The sequence below is a fragment of the Bacillus sp. UNC69MF genome, assembly GCF_000746035.1.
Classification (GTDB): Bacteria; Bacillota; Bacilli; order Bacillales; family Bacillaceae; genus Bacillus; species Bacillus velezensis.
Genome location: NZ_JQKM01000009.1, coordinates 135418 through 158722 on the forward strand (window position 1 = coordinate 135418; position 23305 = coordinate 158722).

At 48.1% G+C, this 23305-nt stretch carries 24 protein-coding genes and 2 pseudogenes; 4 read left to right on the forward strand and 22 right to left on the reverse strand.

What is annotated here, in order from left to right; translation table 11 throughout:
* Window positions 1-30: 30 nt before the first annotated feature.
* From BR62_RS0108870 to BR62_RS0108895, 6 genes are all read right to left on the reverse strand, one after another.
* Complete coding sequence (locus tag BR62_RS0108870; RefSeq protein WP_032870545.1) at window positions 31-543, reverse strand: adenine phosphoribosyltransferase; 513 nt, start codon at window positions 541-543, stop codon at window positions 31-33.
* A 5-nt stretch (window positions 544-548) separates the two neighbouring features.
* Window positions 549-2909 (reverse strand): single-stranded-DNA-specific exonuclease RecJ, encoded by a 2361-nt coding sequence (recJ, locus tag BR62_RS0108875; protein ID WP_015240292.1) that lies wholly within the window; start codon window positions 2907-2909, stop codon window positions 549-551.
* 55 nt (window positions 2910-2964) lie between these two features.
* Window positions 2965-3291, reverse strand: coding sequence for a LapA family protein (locus BR62_RS0108880; RefSeq protein WP_014418528.1), 327 nt, complete (start codon window positions 3289-3291; stop codon window positions 2965-2967).
* Between the two features lie 63 nt (window positions 3292-3354).
* Window positions 3355-3852, reverse strand: coding sequence for a cation:proton antiporter regulatory subunit (locus tag BR62_RS0108885; protein WP_012118088.1), 498 nt, complete (start codon window positions 3850-3852; stop codon window positions 3355-3357).
* A 131-nt stretch (window positions 3853-3983) separates the two neighbouring features.
* Window positions 3984-6203 (reverse strand): protein translocase subunit SecDF, encoded by a 2220-nt coding sequence (gene secDF, locus BR62_RS0108890; protein ID WP_032870547.1) that lies wholly within the window; start codon window positions 6201-6203, stop codon window positions 3984-3986.
* Between the two features lie 36 nt (window positions 6204-6239).
* Window positions 6240-6536, reverse strand: coding sequence for a post-transcriptional regulator (locus BR62_RS0108895; RefSeq protein ID WP_007408189.1), 297 nt, complete (start codon window positions 6534-6536; stop codon window positions 6240-6242).
* A 115-nt stretch (window positions 6537-6651) separates the two neighbouring features.
* Between BR62_RS0108895 and spoVB the strand changes: the two genes are divergently transcribed.
* Window positions 6652-8208: a stage V sporulation protein B gene (gene spoVB / locus BR62_RS0108900; RefSeq protein ID WP_032870549.1), complete on the forward strand. Its 1557-nt coding sequence runs from the start codon at window positions 6652-6654 to the stop codon at window positions 8206-8208.
* 7 nt (window positions 8209-8215) lie between these two features.
* Here the strand turns inward: spoVB and BR62_RS0108905 are convergent, their stop codons facing one another.
* Complete coding sequence (locus BR62_RS0108905) at window positions 8216-8872, reverse strand: DUF421 domain-containing protein (RefSeq protein WP_003152699.1); 657 nt, start codon at window positions 8870-8872, stop codon at window positions 8216-8218.
* 166 nt (window positions 8873-9038) lie between these two features.
* Here BR62_RS0108905 and BR62_RS0108910 point away from each other — a divergent pair, with 166 nt between their 5' ends.
* Complete coding sequence (locus tag BR62_RS0108910; protein WP_003152697.1) at window positions 9039-9425, forward strand: TIGR04086 family membrane protein; 387 nt, start codon at window positions 9039-9041, stop codon at window positions 9423-9425.
* Between the two features lie 51 nt (window positions 9426-9476).
* Here the strand turns inward: BR62_RS0108910 and yajC are convergent, their stop codons facing one another.
* The 13 genes from yajC to nadB form a co-directional block, all read right to left on the reverse strand.
* Window positions 9477-9737 carry a preprotein translocase subunit YajC gene (gene yajC, locus BR62_RS0108915; protein ID WP_012118091.1) on the reverse strand — a complete coding sequence of 87 codons (261 nt, stop codon included), beginning with the start codon at window positions 9735-9737 and terminating at the stop codon, window positions 9477-9479.
* Window positions 9738-9767: 30 nt separating this feature from the next.
* On the reverse strand, window positions 9768-10913 hold the full coding sequence (tgt, locus tag BR62_RS0108920) for a tRNA guanosine(34) transglycosylase Tgt (RefSeq protein WP_025285051.1): 1146 nt from the start codon (window positions 10911-10913) through the stop codon (window positions 9768-9770).
* 27 nt (window positions 10914-10940) lie between these two features.
* Window positions 10941-11969 (reverse strand): tRNA preQ1(34) S-adenosylmethionine ribosyltransferase-isomerase QueA, encoded by a 1029-nt coding sequence (gene queA / locus BR62_RS0108925; protein WP_032870552.1) that lies wholly within the window; start codon window positions 11967-11969, stop codon window positions 10941-10943.
* 25 nt (window positions 11970-11994) lie between these two features.
* Complete coding sequence (locus BR62_RS0108930) at window positions 11995-12195, reverse strand: DUF2905 domain-containing protein (RefSeq protein ID WP_003152687.1); 201 nt, start codon at window positions 12193-12195, stop codon at window positions 11995-11997.
* Window positions 12188-13192 carry a Holliday junction branch migration DNA helicase RuvB gene (ruvB, locus tag BR62_RS0108935; protein ID WP_007408185.1) on the reverse strand — a complete coding sequence of 335 codons (1005 nt, stop codon included), beginning with the start codon at window positions 13190-13192 and terminating at the stop codon, window positions 12188-12190. Before ruvB ends, BR62_RS0108930 begins: the two co-directional genes overlap by 8 nt.
* 10 nt (window positions 13193-13202) lie before the next feature.
* The gene (gene ruvA / locus BR62_RS0108940; protein ID WP_032870554.1) at window positions 13203-13808 is read right to left on the reverse strand and encodes a Holliday junction branch migration protein RuvA; all 606 of its coding nucleotides are present in this window, start codon (window positions 13806-13808) and stop codon (window positions 13203-13205) included.
* 134 nt (window positions 13809-13942) lie between these two features.
* Window positions 13943-14452: an intercompartmental signaling factor BofC gene (locus tag BR62_RS0108945; protein ID WP_007408184.1), complete on the reverse strand. Its 510-nt coding sequence runs from the start codon at window positions 14450-14452 to the stop codon at window positions 13943-13945.
* 132 nt (window positions 14453-14584) lie between these two features.
* Window positions 14585-14704, reverse strand: a complete 120-nt coding sequence (locus tag BR62_RS20055; RefSeq protein ID WP_007612850.1) for a hypothetical protein — start codon at window positions 14702-14704, stop codon at window positions 14585-14587.
* Between the two features lie 133 nt (window positions 14705-14837).
* On the reverse strand, window positions 14838-15431 hold the full coding sequence (locus BR62_RS0108955) for a YhcN/YlaJ family sporulation lipoprotein (RefSeq protein WP_020954253.1): 594 nt from the start codon (window positions 15429-15431) through the stop codon (window positions 14838-14840).
* 147 nt (window positions 15432-15578) lie between these two features.
* Window positions 15579-16769 (reverse strand): SafA/ExsA family spore coat assembly protein, encoded by a 1191-nt coding sequence (safA, locus tag BR62_RS0108960; RefSeq protein ID WP_032866612.1) that lies wholly within the window; start codon window positions 16767-16769, stop codon window positions 15579-15581.
* A 126-nt stretch (window positions 16770-16895) separates the two neighbouring features.
* On the reverse strand, window positions 16896-17999 hold the full coding sequence (gene nadA / locus BR62_RS0108965) for a quinolinate synthase NadA (RefSeq protein WP_032870555.1): 1104 nt from the start codon (window positions 17997-17999) through the stop codon (window positions 16896-16898).
* A gap of 1 nt (window position 18000) precedes the next feature.
* On the reverse strand, window positions 18001-18849 hold the full coding sequence (gene nadC, locus BR62_RS0108970; protein ID WP_032870558.1) for a carboxylating nicotinate-nucleotide diphosphorylase: 849 nt from the start codon (window positions 18847-18849) through the stop codon (window positions 18001-18003).
* Window positions 18831-20396: an L-aspartate oxidase gene (nadB, locus tag BR62_RS0108975; protein ID WP_032870561.1), complete on the reverse strand. Its 1566-nt coding sequence runs from the start codon at window positions 20394-20396 to the stop codon at window positions 18831-18833. Before nadB ends, nadC begins: the two co-directional genes overlap by 19 nt.
* A gap of 103 nt (window positions 20397-20499) precedes the next feature.
* On the opposite strand from nadB, the gene BR62_RS0108980 reads away from it, so the two are divergent.
* Together BR62_RS0108980 and BR62_RS0108985 are read left to right on the forward strand one after the other, a co-directional pair.
* On the forward strand, window positions 20500-21651 hold the full coding sequence (locus BR62_RS0108980; RefSeq protein ID WP_032870563.1) for an IscS subfamily cysteine desulfurase: 1152 nt from the start codon (window positions 20500-20502) through the stop codon (window positions 21649-21651).
* Window positions 21648-22190 carry a transcription repressor NadR gene (locus BR62_RS0108985; protein WP_012118101.1) on the forward strand — a complete coding sequence of 181 codons (543 nt, stop codon included), beginning with the start codon at window positions 21648-21650 and terminating at the stop codon, window positions 22188-22190. The genes BR62_RS0108980 and BR62_RS0108985 overlap by 4 nt, the downstream gene beginning before the upstream one ends.
* A 25-nt stretch (window positions 22191-22215) precedes the next feature.
* Here the strand turns inward: BR62_RS0108985 and pheA are convergent.
* Window positions 22216-23071 (reverse strand): annotated as a pseudogene (gene pheA, locus BR62_RS0108990) (prephenate dehydratase).
* Between the two features lie 13 nt (window positions 23072-23084).
* Window positions 23085-23305: pseudogene (gene thrR / locus BR62_RS0108995) on the reverse strand (transcriptional regulator ThrR); the annotation flags it as partial.

Genomic DNA, 23305 nt, shown 5'->3' on the forward strand with positions numbered 1-23305 from the left:
CCTGACACGAGTGCTTTTTTCCATATGCGGTTAATATTTCATTAATGTTAAAATATCGTAATCGTCAAGCTTGTCTCTGCCGTCAAGGTAAGAAAGCTCGATTAAGAACGCAATACCGGCTACAACGCCGCCCAGTTCTTCGACCAGCTTAATTGTTGCTTCGATCGTGCCGCCTGTTGCAAGCAAGTCATCAGTAATCAGCACGCGCTGTCCCTGCAGAATTGCATCTTTATGAATCGTCAGTACGTCTTTTCCGTACTCCAAACCGTAATCGACTTTAATGACCTCACGCGGAAGTTTTCCTTCTTTCCGAACCGGCGCAAAGCCCACTCCGAGAGCGTATGCAACCGGACAGCCGATAATAAAGCCGCGCGCTTCAGGCCCGACAACTAAATCAATTTCTTTTTCTTTTGCATATTCAACAATTTGGTCAGTGGCGTAACGGTATACGTCGCCTTTGTCCATCAATGTCGTAATATCTTTAAATTGTACGCCTTCTTTCGGGTAATCGGGCACAATTGTTACGTATTTTTTAAGATCCATCTGTTCTATGTCCTCCTCGTACTTTCATAAGCTTCTGAACCTTGGTTCATCAGCTTATTCAGCCATTCCTTCAGCTCATGGGCTGCGGAATAATTGAGCTTCTGGTCTAATTCCATCAGCTGCTGTTTTACCTGATAGGTTTGCGAATCTGCCAGGTCGCGTTTTTTCGCGCCGCTCACGACAGACAGCACACCATCTTCTATTTTAACAAAACCGAGATCAAAAAACACCTTTGTCATGAAATTGATTGTGTCAATTGACCATCCTCTGTGTCTCGCAAGCTCTGAACCATGCTTGCCGAAGTCAAAAGCGCCCCTTTTCAAGAGAAATGCGTAAAACCACTTGAAATCATTCCGCGATGGAAATGAGGACAGGAAATGTTCTTCATGATTGATAAAAACAAAATAAATCCGTTCCGGCTTCTTTCCGTCAAGCAAATGCTGCAGGCGATCCGCTGACGGCGGCACATCCAGAAAAACGGCATATTTTCCGTCAAGCTGGAGAGCTTCCGCCTCGGATTCCGATGTGATCCCGGCCAGCTCGCCTGACAGCTCTTTTGCACGGAGCTTCTGAGCGGTTTTTTCGTTAAAGCTGATGAGCACCCGTTTTTCCTTCGGCAGCGCGGTGACCGTGTCTTCCCACGTCCGCTTGCCCCTGATATCAAAAAGCTGCCATTCCGGCACCGCAGCGTCTTTAATCATCAGCTGGGGCTTCTTTCTGTTGTTCCATTCATTAATGGACATCTCGCCGACAATCGAAATCGTTGATCCGGGGACAATTCCGGCTTCAAGCTCTCCTTTGTTAAAGCCGACGCAGTCAAGGACGGCGGAATCACTTTTCACCGTCATTTTCACGTGGTTTTTATTCGCTCCGATCAGGCGCACATCATCAAGTACCGCATTTTTCACCATCACATGCGGTTTAGGGTTAAGCATGCCGAACGGCGACAGCATATTCAATTCTGTAATGCTTTCAACGGTTATGTCTTCAACGCCGCAGACAAGATCAACCTCCTGAACGGGAATAAAATCCTCTTCCGTAAGGGTTTCTTCAGCCATTTGATTCAGCCTGTCCCTTAATTCCGCCACATCTTCAGCCTTCAACGTCATTCCTGCCGCCATCGGATGCCCGCCGAAATGAGGAAGAATGTCTCTGCACTGTGAAAGGCTCGTAAACAGGTTGAAGCCTCTGATGCTTCGCGCCGACCCTTTAGCGATTCCCTGCTCCTCATCTATCCCAAGCACAACAGCGGGCCGGTAAAAACGTTCAGCCAGCTTCGATGCGACAATACCGACGACTCCCGGGTTCCAGCCGGCTTTTGCCACTACAATGGCAGACGGGTTTCCGCCTTGCTGCTGAACCATTTCAACAGCCTCTTCGGTCATGGTTTTCACCATTTTCTGCCGCTCTTTATTCAGCCGGTCAATATCCGAAGCCAGTTCCTCCGCTTCAAACTGATCTTCGGTCATCAGCAGATGGACGGCGGGATCGGCCTGTTCTATTCTTCCGACGGCATTGAGCCTTGGCGCGACCTGAAATCCGATCGTTTCCTCATCAGCTTGTCCGATATCTCCGCCGGAAAGCTTAATCAGGGCTTTGAGGCCCGGCCGATTTGTCGTCCGAAGCCTTTCGATTCCGAGTGACGCAATTAATCTGTTTTCATCATGAAGAGGCACCAGATCTGCAACCGTACCGATTGCCGCCAAGTCCAGCATAGCTTCCGGCAAAGAACCCGTAAGCGCGTGGGCAAGCTTAAACGCCACACCGACGCCGGCCAATTCTTTAAACGGATAGCCGCAGCCCGGCTGCTTCGGGTGGATGATCGCAAATACGTCAGGAAGCTCGGGTCCCGGCTCATGGTGGTCGGTAATAATGACGTCTAAGCCCAGCTCTTTTGCGACTTCAGCTTCATGGACGGCGGCGATTCCCGTATCCACTGTAATGATCAGCGAAAATCCCCGCTCTTTTATGGAGCGGAAAGCTTGTTCATTCGGGCCGTAGCCTTCTGTGAAACGGTCGGGAATATAAAAGTCAACGTCCGCAGACAGCTGTCTGAGTGCCGTCAGCATCACCGACGTGCTTGTAACGCCGTCTGCATCGTAATCTCCGTAAATCATAATCGGTTCCCCTTGAGAAACCGCCAGTTTTATCCGATCAACTGCTTCCCGCATTCCCTTTAATTCATACGGGTCATAAAAGTCTGCATCCTTTGTATGTAAAAACAGCCTTGCGCTTTCGGCAGTATCAAAACCTCTTTTTACAAGCAGTGATGCCACAAGAGGTGTTATGTCCAATTGTTCTGTGAGTGATTTGACTTTTTCCTGATCCGGCTGCTGGATTTCCCAGCGCATTTTTGACGCTAACATAAATTCACCCCTCAACCACCCTATTATACTAGAGCGGACTGAGGGGTTTCAAATGTTATTCTGATCCTTTTTTCTCTTCAAGCATTTCTTCCGGCGGCGCGGCTGTTTTTTGGCCGTCCGAATCAGCCGTCAATTCACCTGCGGATCTGTTTTCTTTCCGCAGCATTTTAATTTCGCGCTTCAGCTTCATCACTTGAAAGATACCGGCCGAAAACACGATCAGCGCTCCCATTAACACAGAGCCTAAAATGACTAAAATCAGCGGCCATTCAGCGGTTCCGAACAGATAATCAACCTCAACCGCCCGCACGTTAATGACAGCAAAGATGGCGACAATCAAAGTAAATAGTAAAGCGAATATAATAGTCCATTGTTTATTCATGCGTCTGCCCCCAATTGTTCATTCTTATCTTTTCCCCCATTTTCCCGGGAGTAAACCCCGGTCTCAGGAAATCCGGGCCGTTAACTGCTCGCGGACCAGCTTTTTCAGTCCGCTCCTTTCTCCCGATATGACGAGGGTGTCCCCTTCTTCAATTACGGTATCAATGCCGGGGCTCAGCTGTTTTTGCCGGTTTTTCTTTACGATCGCAATAATCTGGACGTTGTAATGTTTCTTGATCTCCAAATCTCCGATTGTACGGCTGACAGCCGGTGCATGAGATTCGGCTTTAAACCACTCAATGACGAGGTCATCAAGCGCGACTTCCACAGATTCCAGCGCTTTCGGCTTATACGTCATACCGCCTAAAATAGCGGAAATCTGCCTCGCCTCTTCGTCGTTAAATTCAACGGATGCCAAGCATTCGTCATGATCATTCTCATCGAAGTAATAGAGCTCTTTTCTGCCGTCATCATGAAGAATAATACTGATTTTATCGTGATTTTTCGTAATGACTTCTACTTTCTGGCCGATGCCCGGAAGCTCCGACTCACGAACGTTCATAAGAACCCTCCTACATGTTTTTACAATGATGATTGATTATGTAAGCGTATGTCATTATAGCAAATGCAGGTTTTAAGTTCAATGCGGCCTGAAAAAACAGGCTGCCTTCCGGAAGACAGCCTGTTCCCATTTTACTCTTCGATTGATTTTTTCCCTTTAAATTCTTTACCTTTCCATACAAGCCACAGCTGCGCGGCGATGTAAAGAGAGGAATAAACGCCCGTCAATAAACCGACCAATAAAGCGACGGAGAAGTTTGTAATTGACGATGAGCCCAAAATGAGCAGCACGACGACAACAATCACAACGGTCAAGACCGTATTGATCGAACGTGTAAAGGTTTGCTGCAAGCTCAGATTCACGATATGTTCCAGATCGGCAAATGACTTCGGCTTACGTTTTTTCATCTGCTCGCGTATCCGGTCAAATGTAACGATCGTATCATTTATCGAGTAACCGATTATGGTGAGAATAGCGGCGATAAAGGTGACATCGACCTCCAGCCTTGTAATGCTGAAAAACGCGACGATAAAGAAAGCGTCATACAGCAGGGATACAATCGCGGCGATAGCCATTCTGTACTCGAAACGTATTGATACGTAAATAATGATGCCGATTGATGCAATGGCGACAGCATATAAAGCATTACGGGCCAGTTCTTTTCCGACTGTCGGCGATACCGTGCTGACGTTCGGTTCAGATCCGTATTTGTCCTTAAAGTACGTTTTGATTTCAGCGATTTTTTCTTTAGATGGCTCTCCGACAAACCGGGCCGCGGCAACATGGTTCTCTTTACCAGAAAGCACGATGTTTTCCGGCTCCATGCCGAGAGAATCAAAATCTTTTTCAACCTGATGCGCCGTCAAAGAATGATTGCTCTGCACGTCAATCCGCGCGCCGCTTGCAAAATCGATTCCCAGGTTGAGTTTAAAGACCATTAAGATGATAATTCCCGCAATGGTTACAGCGCTTGAGAAAATAAAGAAGTATTTTCGCTTGCTCGTGAAATCCCATTTTTGGAATGCCGTATGCGGTTCAGTATTTTCATCCGTTTTTTGAATGTCCATAATATGTTTTTTCTTGACGCCGAACCAGCCTTTTTTCCGGTCAAGCCATCTGCTTTCCACGAGAAGGGAGAGCAGGAATCTTGAAAGGAAGACAGCTGTAATAAAGCTTGTCAGAATTGACAAAATCAGCATCGTCGCAAACCCTTTTACAGAGCTTGTCCCGAAAATAAAGAGCACGACCGCTGCGATGATCGTTGTAATGTTCGCATCAAAGATCGTCGCGAATGACCGTCTGTTCCCTGAACGGAAAGCTGAGCGGACGGATTTGCCGAGTTTCAGTTCTTCTTTTATCCGTTCATAGGTGATGATGTTGGCGTCAACCGCCATCCCGACACCCAAAATGAGCGCCGCAATACCCGGAAGCGTCAGCACCGCCTGCATCCAGTCAAACACTTGAAGCGTAATATACACGTATACAGAAAGCGTAATTACCGCTATGAGTCCAGGCAGTCTGTAATAAAGCAGCATAAATAAGAAAACAATTGCAATACCGATAATGCCGGCCTCTACCGTATCATGCAAAGCCTGCTGTCCGAATTGCGCCCCTACTGAAGTAGAGTATTTTTCGGTCAGTTTCACAGGCAGCGCGCCCGCGTTTAAAATATTGGCCAAATCCTTCGCTTTTTGAACGGTAAACTGGCCTTCAATTGTGACATCCTTCGTGTTTAATTCCTGGCTCACATTCGGAGCGGATACATATTTCGGATGTTTTTTGCCGACTTCTTTTTTAAATGAATCGCCTTTTTGGTAATCAAGCCAGATCACAAGCTGATTATTAGGCGCCATTTTCTTGACTTTTTTCGTCACTTCGCCGAACTTATCCGCATCCTTCAGCTTAACGCTGACAATCGGTTCGTTCGTCGTCGGATCAAAGGTTTGCTTCGCGCCGTTTTCCACGAGATCAGAGCCGTTTAACAGCTCTTTATCATTCGTATCCCTGAACGAGAGCTGCGCTTCCGTTGACAGAATTTCGCGCGCCCTGTTCTGATTCGTGACGCCCGCCAGCTGTACGCGGATGCGGTTATTTCCTTCAATCTGAATGTTCGGCTCGCTTACGCCGAGAACGTTAGCCCGGCGGTTCAGCGCCTGCACCGTGCTGACGAGCACGTCTTTTGTGATTTTATCGCCTTTTTTGACGGGCTGCACATCGTACAGAACTTCAAACCCGCCGCGTAAATCCAATCCTAACGTAATATTATTGGCAGCCGGGATTGTAAAATACCCCAGCCCTGTGCCGATCAATAATACGATCAGGAAAAACGCAATCAAGCGTCCTTTTTTCATTATGTATTTCCTCCTTAAACCTATGCCGTCAAATCATTATCTCAGCAGTTCATCTAAAGCTTCCTGACCCTCATCGCTTTCCAGCCAATTAGACGACTTAAAAGCTTCAACGGTTGCATAGTTCATAAAATCGCCAATTTTAACTGATAAAATATGACCGGCCAATTCATGCAGCGGCAGTTCCTTTTTCTGTTTCCACTTTTTATGTATTAAGTATGACCATAAACTCTCGTGCTCAACATCATCGTATCCGAGGATTTTGAACTCTTCAAGTTTACTGTACAAGAAAGGCCGCAAATGATCTTTGTACATTTCGGCGGGATGTTTCTCCACTGGGCGCTCGCTCCTTTTTCCATTTTTCTCGAAGACTTGTCATGCTCGGACGACATCGGCGCATATCTTTATTGTATATGATTCCAGGTAGTTTGAGAAGGCAGGGGTTTATAAAATGGCAAAACAGACTTTTTTAAGGGGCACTCTTATTCTCATCGCAGCCGGGATGATTACGAGAATGCTCGGCTTTGTCAACCGGGTGGTTATCGCCCGGTTTATCGGTGAAGAAGGGGTCGGTTTATACATGATGGCTGCCCCGACATTTTTCTTGGCCACCACTTTGACTCAATTCGGCCTCCCCGTTGCCATCAGCAAACTTGTCGCTGAAGCGAGCGCGCGGGGGGACCGGCAGAAAATGAAACATATTTTAGTGATGTCGCTTACCGTCACCGGGATATTAAGTCTCATCTTCACGCCGCTGTTTTTATGCTTTGCGCCGATTATGTCCGAAACGATGCTGACGGATCAGCGCACGGTTTACCCGCTTCTGGCGATTACGCCCGTCGTGCCGATTATCGCGATCTCCAGCGTGCTGCGCGGTTACTTTCAGGGCAGGCAGAATATGAACCCGCTGGCGTTTTCCCAAGTACTTGAGCAGATCGTGCGGATTTCACTTGTCGCGGTCTGCACGACGGTGTTTCTGCCGTACGGGATTGAATATGCCGCAGCCGGAGCCATGATTTCGTCTGTCATCGGGGAGCTTGCCTCTCTTATTTATTTATTCATTTGTTTTAAAGCAAATAAAACAATCAGAATCAGAAAACAATTTTTCAAGTCGATCACAAATGGAAAAGAAACATTCCGCCAGCTGATGAGCGTGTCGCTCCCGACAACCGGAAGCCGCTTCATCGGAAATTTATCTTGGTTTTTTGAACCTATTGTCGTCGCGCAAAGCCTTGCGATTGCAGGAGTGGCCACCGCTGCCGCCACCAGCCAGTACGGGGAGCTGACCGGATTTGCCATGACGGTTTTGACGCTGCCCAGCTTTATAACCTATTCTCTGTCAACGGCGCTTGTTCCTGCGATCAGTGAAGGAATGGAGCAAAAAAAGCTGCAAGTTGTCGAATACCGTCTGGAACAGGCGATGAGGCTGTGTCTTTTAAGCGGAGGCATTTCGGTGGTTATTTTATTCTCTTTCGCTGATGAACTGATGTCCGTCATGTACGGATCAACTAATGCGGCGGTATTTGTTAAAGTGATGGCGCCGTTTTTTCTGCTTTACTATTTTCAGGGGCCCCTTCAGGCGGTGCTGCAGGCTCTCAATTTAGCCGGGGCCGCCATGATGAACAGTTTTATCGGCGCCGCTGTCAAAACTGGCCTAATTTTTGTTTTGGCGACCAGGCCTTCCTTGGGCATCATGGGCGCCGCACTTGCGATTGTAACGGGGATGGTCCTTGTCACCCTGCTGCATGCGGCCACCGTAAGCAAGGTGCTTCCGATCAGCATTAAAATAAAAGAATACGCGCTCTGTTTTGCCGTCATATTCATTTGCGGTTATGTCAGCCGCATCATCAAGCACACCGTTCATTTTTCAGGGTCAGAGGCTGTTAATCTCACAGGCTGGATTGCAATGACCGCGATTTTGTATATAGCGCTTCTTCTGTTATTCAGGCTGATTAAAAGGGAAGAGCTGATCCGGATTCCGGTCATCGGCAAGTTCGTGACGCGGTGAAACCGATTCACGGCTCCCCTTTTTCATCTTTAAGATCAATAAAAAAAGCGCCGTCCGTAAACGTGCAGAATGATATAACCGAAAGATCGCGATATCCTCTTTTTGCTAAATTTTTTTCGAGCCAGTGTTTATCTTTCCCGATTCTGTCCAGATGCTCGTTCTGAATGACCCCGTCAACGATAAGCGATGTTTCCATCTGCTTATCCTTATTGTTTTTCTTTTTGACGATCGACAGTTTGCCTGAAGACTCCAAAATGGCATATGACACGTCAGAGATTCTATCGATGTTATTCTCCCTCAGCTGCATAAGAAGATCGTCAAAATTGTAGCGCTGCGATCTCATCGCCCGTTCATCAATTTTCCCCTGTTTTATAATAATGGTGGGCTTTCCGTCAAGCAGCTGCCGTATTTTTTGGCTTTTGAGCGAAATAAAAGCAAGGCTTACTTGAATAATCATTAAAACGACAATCGGCACAATCGTATGCAAAAGCTTATCTTTTACATTTTCAATTGCCAATACGGCAATCTCGGCAATCATAATGGAGACGACAAGGTCTAAAATGCTCAGTTCTCCGATTTCCCGTTTTCCCATCAGTCTGAAAATCACAAGAATGATAAAATAAAGCACAATCGTACGAAACGTAATAATGAAAATATCTTCCATATCGCACCTCCAACGGTCATAGCATTTGCCATCGGCTCTGAATTATGTAAGAAACGGGCTGAACATCATGCATTTACGTCTAATTCGAACATTCAGAGAATACATTTAGAAAAAGACGGGCTCCGGCTTGTCATATATCAGGCCGCAGAGCGGAGAGGAGATAAAAATGGAAGAAACGAAACAAGTGGGAAGAGGCGTCTTGTACGGCTTAGTGGCTATCTTTGCGGTGATGCTTCTTACGAGTTTGGCGATTTCGCTTTTACTGACGGTTACCTCAATGGAAGAATCATCTTTCAGCTGGCTGATCACCGCGCTTTCCTTTCTTTCTTTATTTGCGGGCGGTTTTATATCGGGCGGCAAAGCGAAGGAAAAAGGCTGGATGATCGGAGCGTTAACCGCCGTCTGTTTTTCATTAATCATCTTGCTGTTTCAATATTTAGGGTTCGGAAAAACGTTTACATCCGGTCAGCTTTTGTTTCATCTCGGCTTTTTGGGAGTCAGTATGCTGGGCGGCATTTTCGGAGTGAATTTGAAAGGAAGCAGATCAGCGTAATAAAAAAAGAGCGGATTCTCCGCTCTTTTTTTGTATGTATGAGCTTCGCTGTTATTCAGCGGAAGCTTCTCTGATTGCGCGGCGGTCAAATGTTAAACGGGTGTTATCACCTGTTTTAATGACGACCTTGCTTTCATCAATTGACTCAACAGTGCCGTGCAATCCTCCGATTGTCACCACTGAATCCCCTTTTTTCAGCTCTTCCTGCATCTGGCGTACGGCCTTCTGCTGCTTTTGCTGCGGACGGATGAGCAGGAAATAAAGCACTGCAAACATTAAAATAATAGGAACGATTGTACCTAAAGTACCCATCTGTTTCCCTCCCTTCAAGAATGGTTTTATTTAGAAGCTTTTCGCATTTGGCTTATTATAGCCGTAACGCTCAAAGAACTCTTCTCGGAAATCACCAAGACGATCCTCCCGGATGGCTTGTCTGACCTGCTCCATTAAGTGTAACAGAAAATGAAGGTTATGGTAAGTTGTTAATCGAATTCCAAACGTTTCATTACAGCGGATCAAATGTCTGATGTAAGCGCGGGAGTAATTTTTGCATGTATGGCAGCTGCACTCTTCATCAATCGGACGGAAATCACGCTCATATTTGGCGTTTTTCATATTCAGACGCCCTTCATTCGTAAACACCGTGCCGTTTCGGGCAATCCGGGTCGGCAGTACGCAGTCAAACATATCCACGCCGCGAATGGCGCCGTCAATTAAGGCATCCGGTGAACCCACACCCATTAAATATCTCGGCTTGTCCTTCGGTAAAAGCGGAGTTGTAAACTCAAGCACTCGGTTCATGACGTGCTTCGGCTCGCCGACAGATAACCCGCCTATGGCATAACCCGGAAAATCAAGCGAAACCAAGTCTTTTGCACTTTGTGTCCGCAGGTCTTCGTATTCTCCGCCCTGTACGATTCCGAACAGCCCCTGCTCACCTGAGCGCCCGTGCGCCTCCAGGCAGCGTTCCGCCCAGCGGCTGGTCCGTTCCACAGAGCGTTTCATGTAATCATACTCTGCCGGATACGGCGGACACTCATCAAACGCCATCATGATATCAGAGCCGAGGGCGTTTTGAATTTCCATCGCTTTTTCCGGAGATAAAAACAGCTTGTCTCCGTTTAAGTGATTGCGGAAATGAACGCCTTCTTCTTCTATATTACGAAACTTGCTCAATGAAAAGACCTGAAAACCGCCGGAATCCGTTAAAATCGCGCGGTCCCAGTTCATAAACTTATGAAGCCCGCCCGCTTCTTTTACAATGTCGTGTCCCGGGCGGAGCCATAAATGGTACGTATTGCTTAAAATAATGCCCGCATCCATAGATTTCAGCTCGTCCGGAGACATCGTCTTTACCGTAGCAAGCGTGCCGACCGGCATAAATACAGGCGTCTCAAAGGAGCCGTGGGGCGTATGGACTCTGCCCAGGCGCGCTCCCGTTTGTTTGCATTCCTTTATAAATTCATAACGTATCGGTTGTTCAGCCACTTTGTATGAGGCCTCCTGTCATTCAAATTAGATAATCAGCATGGCGTCGCCAAAGCTGAAGAAACGATATTCCTCTTCTACCGCATGACGGTAGGCGGATAGAACATGCTCTCTGCCTGCAAGCGCAGAAACGAGCATGATAAGGGAAGATTTCGGCAGATGAAAATTGGTGATCATGCCGTCAATCGCTTTAAATTCATATCCCGGATAAATGAAGATGGACGTCCAGCCGCTTGAAGCGGTAAATACGCCGGCATGCTCGCCGGCAATGGTTTCCAGGGTGCGCGTTGATGTCGTCCCGACCGACACGATACGCCCTCCCGCCTTTCTGACCTCGTTTAAAGAGGCGGCGGTTTCTTCCGTCATTTCATAAAATTCCGCGTGCATGTTATGCTCTTCCACATCATCCGCACTGACCGGGCGGAATGTGCCGAGTCCCACATGAAGTGTGATAAATTCAATCCGCACACCTTTTTGCTTCAGCTCGTCCAGAATCTCTTCCGTAAAATGAAGTCCGGCCGTCGGAGCTGCGGCAGATCCGATTTCTTTTGAAAAGACGGTCTGATACCGTTCTTTATCATCAAGCTGCTCTTTAATATAAGGAGGCAGCGGCATTTCACCGAGTGATTCAAGCACTTCGTAAAAAATCCCGTCATACCGGAATTCTATTTTTCTGCCTCCGTGATCAAGCTCCTCCGTGCAGACCGCTGTCAGCCGGCCGTCGCCAAATGTCAGGACCGTTCCTTTTTTTACGCGTTTCGCCGGCTTTACGAGCGTTTCCCATGTATCATTTTCTTCCTGTTTTAATAACAGAAGCTCCACTTTCGCTCCCGTATCTTCTTTTGTGCCGAATAATCTTGCAGGCAGCACACGGGTATTGTTCAAGACGAGGCAATCCCCTTCATTAAAAAAGCTTACAATCTCTTTAAATGAACTGTCCGTCAGCCCGCCCGTCTGTTTGTCGAGCACCATCAGCCGCGATGCGTCACGCTCTTTAAGCGGCACTTGGGCAATGAGGCGTTCAGGCAGTTCAAAATCAAATAAATCGACTTTCATCATTTCACCTTAATTCTGTCTATTGTTATTTCATTCTGCCGAAAAAATTAAGCAGAATGGATAGTATCACACTGATCACAATACAAGTGACAACGGGAAAGAAAAATGTAACATTTCCCTTCTTAACGAAAATATCTCCGGGCAGCCTTCCGACAAAGTGCCAGACTGCGCCGGCAATAAGCAAAACGGCACCGAGAACCATGAGAACCTTCGGAAAGTCAGTCACGGGCGGGCGCCTCCAATCGAAAATGTTCATACACAGCCGGAGTCACGACCCGTCCCCTTGGCGTCCTCTGAAGAAATCCGATCTGCAGCAGATACGGTTCGTACACATCCTCTATTGTATGCGGTTCTTCGCCGATTGTCGCGGAAATCGTATCAAGACCGACGGGACCGCCGCTGAATTTTTCGATCATGCCCATCAGCAGCTTATGGTCGATATGGTCAAGGCCGAGCGCATCGACTTGAAGACGTTCGAGCGCGTCGTGAGCGATTTCTTCCGTGATGCGGCTGTCGCCGAGCACCTGGGCAAAATCTCTCACCCTTCTGAGCAGACGGTTTGCAACCCGCGGCGTTCCTCTTGACCGTCTGGCGATTTCCAAGGCCGGGGCTTTTTCGATATCCACTTCAAAAACGTCAGCCGTTCTTGACACGATATCTGTCAGCTCTTCCTGCGTATAGTATTCAAGGCGCGACAGCACCCCGAACCGGTCTCTGAGCGGTGCGGTCAATAATCCGACCCTTGTCGTCGCTCCTACAAGCGTAAAAGGGGGAAGGTCGAGACGGACGGAGCGGGCGGACGGGCCTTTTCCAATGACAATATCAAGGCAGAAATCCTCCATCGCCGGGTACAGCACTTCCTCAATTGAGCGGTTCAGCCTGTGAATTTCGTCTATAAACAGCACATCCCCTGGTTCGAGCGCCGTCAAAATGGCTGCCAAATCCCCCGGTCTTTCGATGGCGGGACCTGACGTCGTCCGCATCTCCACACCCATCTCATTGGCCACGATAGACGCAAGCGTTGTTTTCCCGAGACCCGGAGGCCCGTATAAAAGAACGTGGTCCAGCGTTTCCTGCCTCATTTTCGCCGCATCGATAAACACGCGCAGATTTTCTTTCACCTTCTTTTGGCCGATATACTGGGCGAGATTCTGCGGCCTGAGGCTTTGCTCGATTATTGATTCATGGCTGTCTGCTTCACTTGAAACGAGCCGTTCATCCATGAACATCACCTTACTTTAATAATTTTTGCAATGCTTTTTTTACATATTGATCTGTTGAAAGCGCCGTTTCCTCTTTTAAGTGAGGAAGCACTTTTTTAATTTCTTTTTCGGCGTAGCCGAGAACCCGGAGCGCTTCAAGCGCCTCGTCAAGCGCCGTTTCAGCCTCTTGTTTTTCAATGCGCGCTTCATGATTGAACAGGTTGTCAATCATTTCAGGCACGACGTCGGCCAGTTTGCCTTTCAAATCAAGAATAATCTGCTGCGCCGTTTTTTTGCCCACACCCGGAAATTTCACCAAAAAGGCTTCATCTTCCTGTTCGATCGCTTCGATGACGGCTCCGGGGTCACCGGAACCGAGGATGGCGAGCGCCCCTTTCGGCCCGATGCCGGTGACGTTCAGCAGCTTTGTGAAAAGCGCTTTTTCTTCCCGGGTTGAAAAACCGTACAAAGAAAAGGCATCTTCTTTTATATGATGATACGTAAAAATGGTCTCTTGATTGCTTACCTTATAAATAAACGGATTCGGAGTGAAGACCTGATAGCCGATTCCGCCGTTTTCAATCACGATGTATTGGGGAGATACATAATCAATCGTCCCCTTCACGAATTCAATCACACCTATTCACCTCTTTGACTGCTTATCATTGTAACACAAAAACAGCCAAAGTCTTATAGAAAAGTTAACGTATGTTCGCTTTGACACCTTCCATTCAGAAAAAAAAGACATGTGTCACATGTCTTGCGTCAAAGTCAGCCGCTGTAAGTCTTAATATGATCGATCACGCTCTCAAACTCCGCTTTTGTCCTGTACGGTATGCCGTGTTCCAAGTGCTTTTGCAATCGGCTTTCCAGTCTTTCTATATCAATCTGGAAGAAAGATTGAATCGGCTCGGCCAGCGATCCGGGACGGCCGTGAAAAGTGGAGATGACGCCCCCGTCCGTGACCCCGATATAACCGTTAACCTTACTGAGCGGAGAAATGTCATCAACATGCTTACGGAAAAGGACGAAGCCTTTTTTCTGCTCAACGAGCGTCCAGCCCGCATATGCGGCCCAAAAATCCTCCATCGCCAAAACGGTTTCATCCGTATGTTCGATGCCGACATCACCGTCCAGATAGACCTTTTCCAGCTGGACGTGCACCCGAAGCGGCCCGTAATGCTCGACCTCCGCCCCGTATGCGCCTTTTCCTCCGCAAATCAGGGCTGCAGCCGATAAGATAAGCATAAACAATAGACGAGCACCGCAAATTCGTTTCACCAATAACACCTCTTTATTCAATCAAACTCTTGATGCTAGTTTGACCAAAGATGCCGGTGCTTAACCGTTTTCTTTCATTTGTCTGTTTCAGCCGAAAAAAAGCAGCTCTCTAAATGAGGGCTGCTGCGATGATTATGCCCGGCCGGCTGAAATCAGTTTCATTTGTCCGGGCGTCAGTTTGAGCCGGTATCCCCTTACGGTCAGATACACAGTTTTTGCTCCGCGGCTTTTGTCATGCTCCGTTTTTTTCATTCCGGCCCCTCCGTTACGTTTTATTACTTTTATGTTAACACCGCAATATAAAGAGCGTTTTAAGAATATGTAAAGAAATGATGAAGCTTTATCCATAAAAATACTGCCGGATGAAATCATCCGGCAGTCCCGTTTAACGGCTGTTTCTGTTCATGTCTTGCAGCTTTGTAAAAGTAGCGTTGTCGGTAAACACTTGAATTGTACGGCCGTCCGCGAATTTTTTGGCCGCATGTTTGACATGTTTATCATCATTTTTCGTAAAAGGATGATTTGTTCTGACGGCAATGACGACTCTCGTGTCAGTCACGATGACCTGACTATCCTGTACGCCGTTTACTTTTTTCACGCGGTTTGCAACTTTTGCCGCCAACCTGATGTTTTCGGCGTTGTCATACCCATTATAAGACATTGCTGCCGGCGGCGTATTGACATTTCGGCCGTTATATGTGCCGTCCGTCGTTAACGGAACCCCGTCATTAGGCGCATACTGGTCGGACACGTTTGTCGTATTATGACGGCCGTTTCGGTTTTCCATCATTTCAGAAACGGGTCCTTGATGATCCATTCCGTACTGGCCTCTGCCGTTACCATTATCATTCGAATAATATCCGACCGGACGTGTTGACTGATTGTAGCGTCCGTCATTCATGGCATTATTTGCTCCGCATGCCGTTAAGCTTGCCGTCACGGCTAAAACGCCCGCGATCGTCATCAGTTTTTTACCCAATGGAAAAACCCCCCGTGGATTCATCGCTGTTTGAGCGTTTTCCGCTCATGTTTAGGATGTGCGGCGGGCGGCGGGTTTAAGCTTGTCAGTTATGTCCATTCCTCAGTTGGACATAAAAAAAGGAACGACATACATCGTCCCGAAACATTAATCTTCTTCTTCCTCCGGCCGTCCGAATACTTGATTTGGACTCGGCTGATTCGGCGCGGTATTGGGATTTGCTCCGCCGTAAGGCATAAAATATCCGGCGTTTGCACCCATATTCGGATACGGCTGCACAGGCATATTTGCGTGATGGTGATGTGAAGCGTGGTGATGGTGGTGGTGATGATGTGAATCATGGCAGCCGCAATCATCATCCTTATATTTTCCATCATGATGAGGCGCGTTTGCGTAATGTGACGAATATCCGCCGTAATACGGCATTTGGCCGTACGGAGCACCGCCGAAACCAGATGCAGAACCATCATAATGCTCTGCATTTTCATGGGCCTGGTTTTCAAATTCACCGTAACCCGCTTGCGGCCCAAATCCCGGATGATGGAATCCGTACGGTAACGGCATCGGCATTACCGGAAAGCCTCCAAAACCTCCTCCAAAACCGCCGAAACCTCCGCCTACCGGGAAGCACGGATGGCATAGTCCCGAACCCGGCAGCATCGGTGTCACCGGAACCGGACAAGGACAAGGCATGCACGGCATCGGGTAATGCATAAAAGACGGTTCAACGGCCGGCATATTCGGAAACGGGACATTCGGAATGTTTGGCATGTTCGGCAGATGATAAGCGGCGTTTTCTTCTTCCATCTTTCCGGCTTCAGGCGCCTTTGGCATATTCGGGTAATTCGCGTTTTCCATGTTGATCATTTCCTCCTGTTGTGGAATGTTATTGTCATGCTCTTTTTCTTTCGGCTCGACAAAATGTGTCACCGGTTCCTCCGGCTTAGGAGGCGACCACGGCTGAAACAGCTGATTGGACGGGTAATATTGGTTCATATCAGCTTCCGGCAGCACATTTTCATGCTTTTCAGGGATTGGCGGCACATACGGAATTGACGGCTTTGGTTCTTCCGGTATGGTGTCTTCAATGTCCACAACTGATTTCGGTTTTTCTTTGGCATATGGATGCTCATGCTTATGCGCAGACGTTCCGAAGCCGGCCTTAGGTTCTTTTCTGACCGGAACGGCTTCTGAAGGCACCTTTATCTTCATTCCAGGCATAATTAAGTCTGGATTGCTAAGCTGATGATTCAGTTTTTTTAACTCTTCAAGATCAACTCCGTATTTTTCAGCTATTTTCCAGAGCGAATCGCCTTTTTGAACGATATGAATTTTCAACGTTTTCCCCTCCTATGCACAAAACGTGAACGGTACATTTGTCATTACAATACGTTTCTTCACACTATATGCCGATGGACTGGGCATGATGATAAAAAATTTGGGAAGGAGGGGAAATTTTTATGATTACGTATGACTCAGCATTCTGTTCAAAGCACGAAGCGCTTCTGTCCGAACCGCTTCCGGAACTTTAATGACACCTTTCGGCTCGCCTTTTTCAAGCTGCTCAAGCGACCACAATAAATGCGGCAGGTCGATTCTGTTCATTGTCAGACACGGACACATATCGGGATTCAATGATTCAATCTGTTTATCCGGATGCGAGTGAATGAGGCGCTGGACAAGATTCATTTCCGTGCCGATCGCCCACTTGCTTCCCGGTTCAGCCTGTTCGATCGTATCAATAATGTATTTGGTAGACCCGCTGTCGTCACTGAGCGAGACCACTTCCCGCGAACATTCCGGATGAACGATAATGCGGATGCCGGAATCCCGCTGCCGCAGCTGAGAAATATTTTCCGCTGTAAACTTTTCGTGTACGGAGCAATGCCCTTTCCAAAGGATAACCTTAATGTTTTCCGGATGGTCAGTAAGCAATCGGTTCTGCACCGGGTCCCATACAGCCATTTCTGTCAGCGGAATGCCGAGGTCATAGGCCGTATTTCTGCCTAAATGCTGATCCGGCAAAAATAAAATTCTCTCTTTTTGTTTAAAAGCCCATTTCAGCACACTCCGGGCATTCGAAGAGGTGACGGTCGCTCCTCCGTGCCGTCCGACGAATGCTTTAATTTCCGCCGTCGAGTTAACATATGTTAACGGAATGATGGTGTTACCGTACAGTTCTTGAAGCTCTTGCCATGCTTTGTCCGTCTGCTGAATATCTGCCATATCAGCCATCGAGCATCCGGCGCGCATGTCGGGCAAAATGACGGTTTGGTTATCATCAGTCAGCATATCAGCGGTTTCTGCCATAAAATGCACGCCGCAAAACACAATATATTCCGCCTCTTTATTTTTTTCTGCCACTTGAGCAAGCTGCAGAGAGTCACCTGCCGTATCGGCGAATTGTATTACTTCGTCTTTTTGATAGTGATGCCCCGGAATGAACAGACGCTTTCCGAAAACCCGTTTAATGGCGGCGACCCGCTTTTCCATTTCTCCGGTGCCCATGTCTTTATAATGGCTCGGCATCATTTCGGCTGATGCAGTTAGCACGTCAAAAATAGACATCTTAAAAATCCCCCTGTTCCGCAGCCTCAACATCCATGCTGATGTCGGCGCTTTTTACTGAATGAGTCAGAAATCCGAGTGAAATATATTGGACCCCCGTTCCTTTATAAGCGGGCAACGTGTCGAGCGTTATGCCTCCGGATGCTTCCGTTTTGATATGGCCCGGTGTCATACCTGCAAAACGCCGGACGGACTCAGGCGGACAGTTGTCAAACATAATAACGTCTGCACCCGCTTCTATTGCCTCGAGCAGCTGCTGTTCGGATTCGATTTCGACTTCCACCGCAAGCATCTGCCCCGCCGTTTTTCTTGCCCGCTCCATGGCCGCCCTTATCGATCCGCAGGCGGCAATATGATTATCTTTTATCATGATGCCGTCATATAAGCCGAAGCGATGATTAAAGCCGCCTCCGACCCGAACGGCGTATTTTTCCAGCATTCTGAGCCCGGGTGTCGTTTTTCTCGTATCACAAAGCTTGATGGACGGATCATCAAGACGCCTTTTGGCCTCATCCGTCATTGTCGCAATGCCTGACATTCTTTGTATGAGATTCAGAATGACCCGCTCCCCCGTAAGAAGAGCCGCCGCCTGGCCTTCTATTTCAGCGAGCACGTCTCCTTTTTTCATCCGTTCTCCGTCTTTTTTCAGGGAGCGGATGCGGATATCATCGTGTAAAAGCTTCCATCCTTCACGGATAACGGCTTCTCCGGCAAACACGCCGTCTGTTTTTGCGATGATTCGCGCTTTACATGGCTGATCAGAAAAAATCGCTTGTGACGTCGCATCACCCGTTCCGATATCTTCCTGAAAAAAATGAGTCAGCATTTGTTTCAGCTGCAGAATGTCCATAGTTCCCCAATCCTTTCGTTTTTTCTGATAACTGTTCCAGATGTTGAATGAATGATTTGTTTTCCGTGCCACTCTTTCTCCGTCCCGGGAAAATCAGCGCGAAAATGAGCCCCCCTGCTTTCTTCCCGAATACGGGCAGAGGTCACAACAAGTTGCGCAGTCTTCCATAGGCAGGATAGCTCGGCTTGTTCTATTGTGATTTCCTTCACATTTATATGACGCACAGATACGTTGTTAAGCCAGGATGCCAGCGCCTGCATGTTTTCTTTTTCCCTGACAATGCCCGCTCCGGTTGTCATTTTGGCTTGGAGCACATGAAGCGCTGTGTCCGGCACTTCTAAGATGACGTCAGATTTCTTCGGGGTTTTTTTATATCTTCCGTTTAACGGCGTTTGAATGATATGTTCAGCACATCGTTTCCCGCTTGCCAGCGCTTCCAGCAGTGAGTTGCTCGCAAGGCGGTTCGCCCCGTGCAATCCTGTGCAGGCGGTCTCGCCTATGGCGTACAAATCAGGCACGGACGTTTTCCCCCAGGTATCGGCTTTTACTCCGCCCATTAAAAAATGCATTCCGGGTGCTACAGGAATCCCGCTTTCAAGATCAACACCGGCTGTTTGACAAATTTCTGTTATGGTCGGAAAACGTTTCTTAAAATCGGCTATTCGGCTGCAATTTATAAAAACAGGATTTTCTTTCATCATTTCTTCATAAATCGCCCGTGAAACCACATCCCGGGGCGCCAAATCTTCAAGCGCGTGTCTGCCAGCCATGATCCTGCGCCCGAAGCGATCCGCTAAATATCCGCCTTCTCCCCTCACTGCTTCAGAAACCAGGCCGTACACAGTCCCGTTTTTCACAAGGAGGGTCGGGTGGAACTGGGTGAACTCCATATCCGTGATCTCAGCTCCCGCGCGGAAGGCAAGAGTGATGCCGTCTCCCGTTATGGCGGAATCATTTGTGTGATATTGGTACAGACTGCCGCAGCCGCCTGATGCAAGCACTACACAATCCGCTCTTCTGTAAGAAACAGCGCCTGAAGCATCCTTTACGGCAACGCCTGCGCATCGTCCGTGTTCAATCAGCAGATCAACAACCGTCTCGTGTTCAATGATCCGTATGCCGTCCCTCAGCTGCTGAACCAGAAACTCAACTAACATCCGTCCGGTCGCATCTCCCCCGGCGTGCAGAATTCTCCTTTTGGAATGAGCGCCTTCCCTGCCGAGACAAAACGTCCCGTCCGACTTCGTATCAAAAGGGAAATGGCCTTCTATCAGCCTGTTTATCATGGTTTGTCCGCTTTTCAGCAAATGCCGCACGGCTGTCACGTCATTGTGTCCGCATCCCGCATACAGTGTATCGTTCACATGGGATTCTATAGAGTCATCTTTTGCATATGAAACAGCAATCCCGCCTTGAGCATAATGCGAATTGCTGTTCGTTACGTTTCTTTTTGTGAGGACGGTCACTTGGTATGACGGAGGAAATGAGGAAGCACAGGCAAGGGCCGCCGTCCCCGAACCAATGACGATAATTGTTTTTTCAGACATACATCACCCTCCTGTTATTTACACCTGTCTTGACACCTATATTTACACAACGATAAAATAAACTCAAGCTTTTTTTAACATAAACGGATAGGAGACGGGCTGTATGATTTATCTTGATTACGCGGCGGGAGCGCCTTTAAGCAAAGAAGCCGCGAAAGTCTTTCAGCATCTCAGCACAGAGGTATACGGCAATGCAAGCAGCCTTCATGACGCCGGAGGAAGAGCGGCGGACGTGCTGGAATATTGCAGACATTCTGCAGGCAAATTGATCGGCGGAGCGGCAGACGGCATTTACTTTACAAGCGGCGGAACGGAAGCGAACATCCTGGCCGTCCAATCATTGCTGCACGGCCTGCCCGATCACAAAAAACATTTTATTACGACCGCAATGGAACACCATTCGATCCATAATGCCGCTGCGTTTTTAGCTGACCGTGGAATTGATGTCACCATCATATATCCTGACGAAAACGGCCTTATAACCGAGGACATACTGGCGGCTCATGTCCGTCCTGACACGGGGCTCGTTTCCATACAGCACGCCAATTCAGAAACCGGCCTCATCCAGCCTGTGAATCGTCTGGCCGCTTTTCTTCACCAGAGAAACATTTTGCTGCATTGCGATTGTGTTCAAAGTTTCGGCAAACTGCCGATTGATGCGGATCAGGCGGGAATCGACGCCCTTTCCGTCTCCGGTCATAAAGTATACGGCCCGAAAGGCACCGGGGCTGTTTACATTCGGCCCGGTGTCAGCTGGAACCCGGTTTATCCGCATACCGTGCATGAAAACGGGTTCAGGCCCGGTACGGTGAATGTGCCGGCCATCGGCGCTTTTACCGCTGCTGCGGAGTATGCAGTGAAACATATGGAGGAACACCGTGAGCATGCTGACAGGCTGAGGAATTATTTGTATGACCAAATTCGGCGTCAAGGCCTCCCCATTTCATTTTCAGAGGAAGAAACCGGCGGTGAATGCCTGCCCCACATTGTCGGGTGTTTTTTTCACTCCTTTGAAGGACAATATATTATGTTAGAATGTAATCGTAACGATATTTGCATCTCAACCGGGAGCGCATGTTCCGCCGGCAGCCACGGCCCTTCTTCAGCTATGAAGGCGCTGAGAAAAACCGAACGGGAAGCGCGGCAGTTTTTCCGGATCTCATTCGGAAACGAAACAACATGTGAACAGCTCGATATGCTGATACATACATTTACGGCGCTATGGGAGCAAAAGAAAGGAGAATCAGCAATTTGACAGAAGGAACGAAGCTTACTGGGGAGAAAAGACGCGACATGCTGCTTCATTGGCTGAAAGAAGCCGGCTCGCCATTAACAGGAGGCGAATTGGCCAAAAAAGCAAATGTCTCAAGACAGGTGATCGTGCAGGACATATCGCTTTTGAAAGCAAAAAACGAGCCGATTATCGCGACGAGCCAAGGCTACTTATACATCAGCATGAATGCCGGCGGCGAAAAAAATGCCGAACGGATTGTCGCCTGTCTGCACGGCCCGGAGCGGACGGAAGAAGAGCTTGCACTTATTGTCGATGAAGGCGTCACCATAAAGGACGTCATAATTGAACACCCCGTATACGGCGATTTAACCGCCGCCATAAGAGTCAGTACACGGAAAGAAGTCAAACAATTCATGGATCACATTAACTCGACAAATGCCGCTTACCTTTCACAGCTGACCGGAGGCGTGCACCTCCATACGTTAAGCGCCCCGACAAAAGAGCGGATTGACCAAGCCTGCCAAGCGCTGGACGACGCGGGTATTTTAATAAAAGATTAAAAAAAAGCCCCCTGAAGGGCTTTTTTTATATCGAATAGGATTGATATGTTCCCAGAAGCTTGACCCGGCAGCCGAGGGCTTCCATCTCTTGAACGGCACCGGGAATGAGAACCTGATCCATCGCCTGTTCAATATCAAAAAAAGAAATAGTTGCCGAGACCCGTTTTTGTCGGCCGCGATTCGATCTTTGATAAATTCAGGTTTCTCCATGAAAAAGCGGACAGCACCCTGTGCAGCGCACCTGATTGGTCATCTTGGGGAAGCGTTACCATCATCGTCGTTTTCGGCCGTGAAGACAGTTTCGCATTCACTTCGAATGAGACGTCTTTTTCAGGCGAAAGAATGACAAATCTCGTGTGGTTGTCCTGATAATCCTGAATATCCCGCTTCACGATGCTCAATCCGTATGTAGCGGCGGCCATTTCATTTGCAATCACGCCGATCGGAAGGTCCGAATGCTCACTGACATACTTAGCAGCCGCACCTGTTGACTTCGCATACTCATAAGGAACGGACGAAAAATGCCGGTGAAGAAATTTGTGGCATTGCGCAATCGCATGGGAATGAGAATAAATTTTCTCAAGTTTTTTCCACTCATTTTCTCTCGAAGGGTGAACGAGCAGATGCTGGTGAATCGGCAGCGTCATTTCCCCCACGATCGCAAGAGGCTGCTCATGAATCAAATAGTCAATCGTTAAGTTAACCGAGCCTTCCAGCGCGTTTTCCAAAGGAACAAATGCAAGATCAACTTCTCCCGCAACCGCCGCATCCATGCATGCCGGTATTGTTTGATAAGGTGCTTGTGTCACGCTGTTTTGAAAGCAGGAACTGACTGCTAGATGTGTAAATGTGGCTTCTGGCCCTAAATAACCGACTTTCATGTCTCTTCTCTCCTTACGCGCCTGACCCTAAGATCTCAACTTTTTCTATAAAATCAAATTTTCTCAGTTTATTCATTAACGTATGAATGTTTTCTTCCATTGCGGACGTACTGATTGAGAGCGTGACATTCGCCCTGCCCTGAAGCGGAATCGTCTGGTGAATGGAAAGCACGTTGCTTCCTGAGTCAGCCACCGCCTGCAATAGCTGGGATAACGCGCCTGACCGATCCTCCA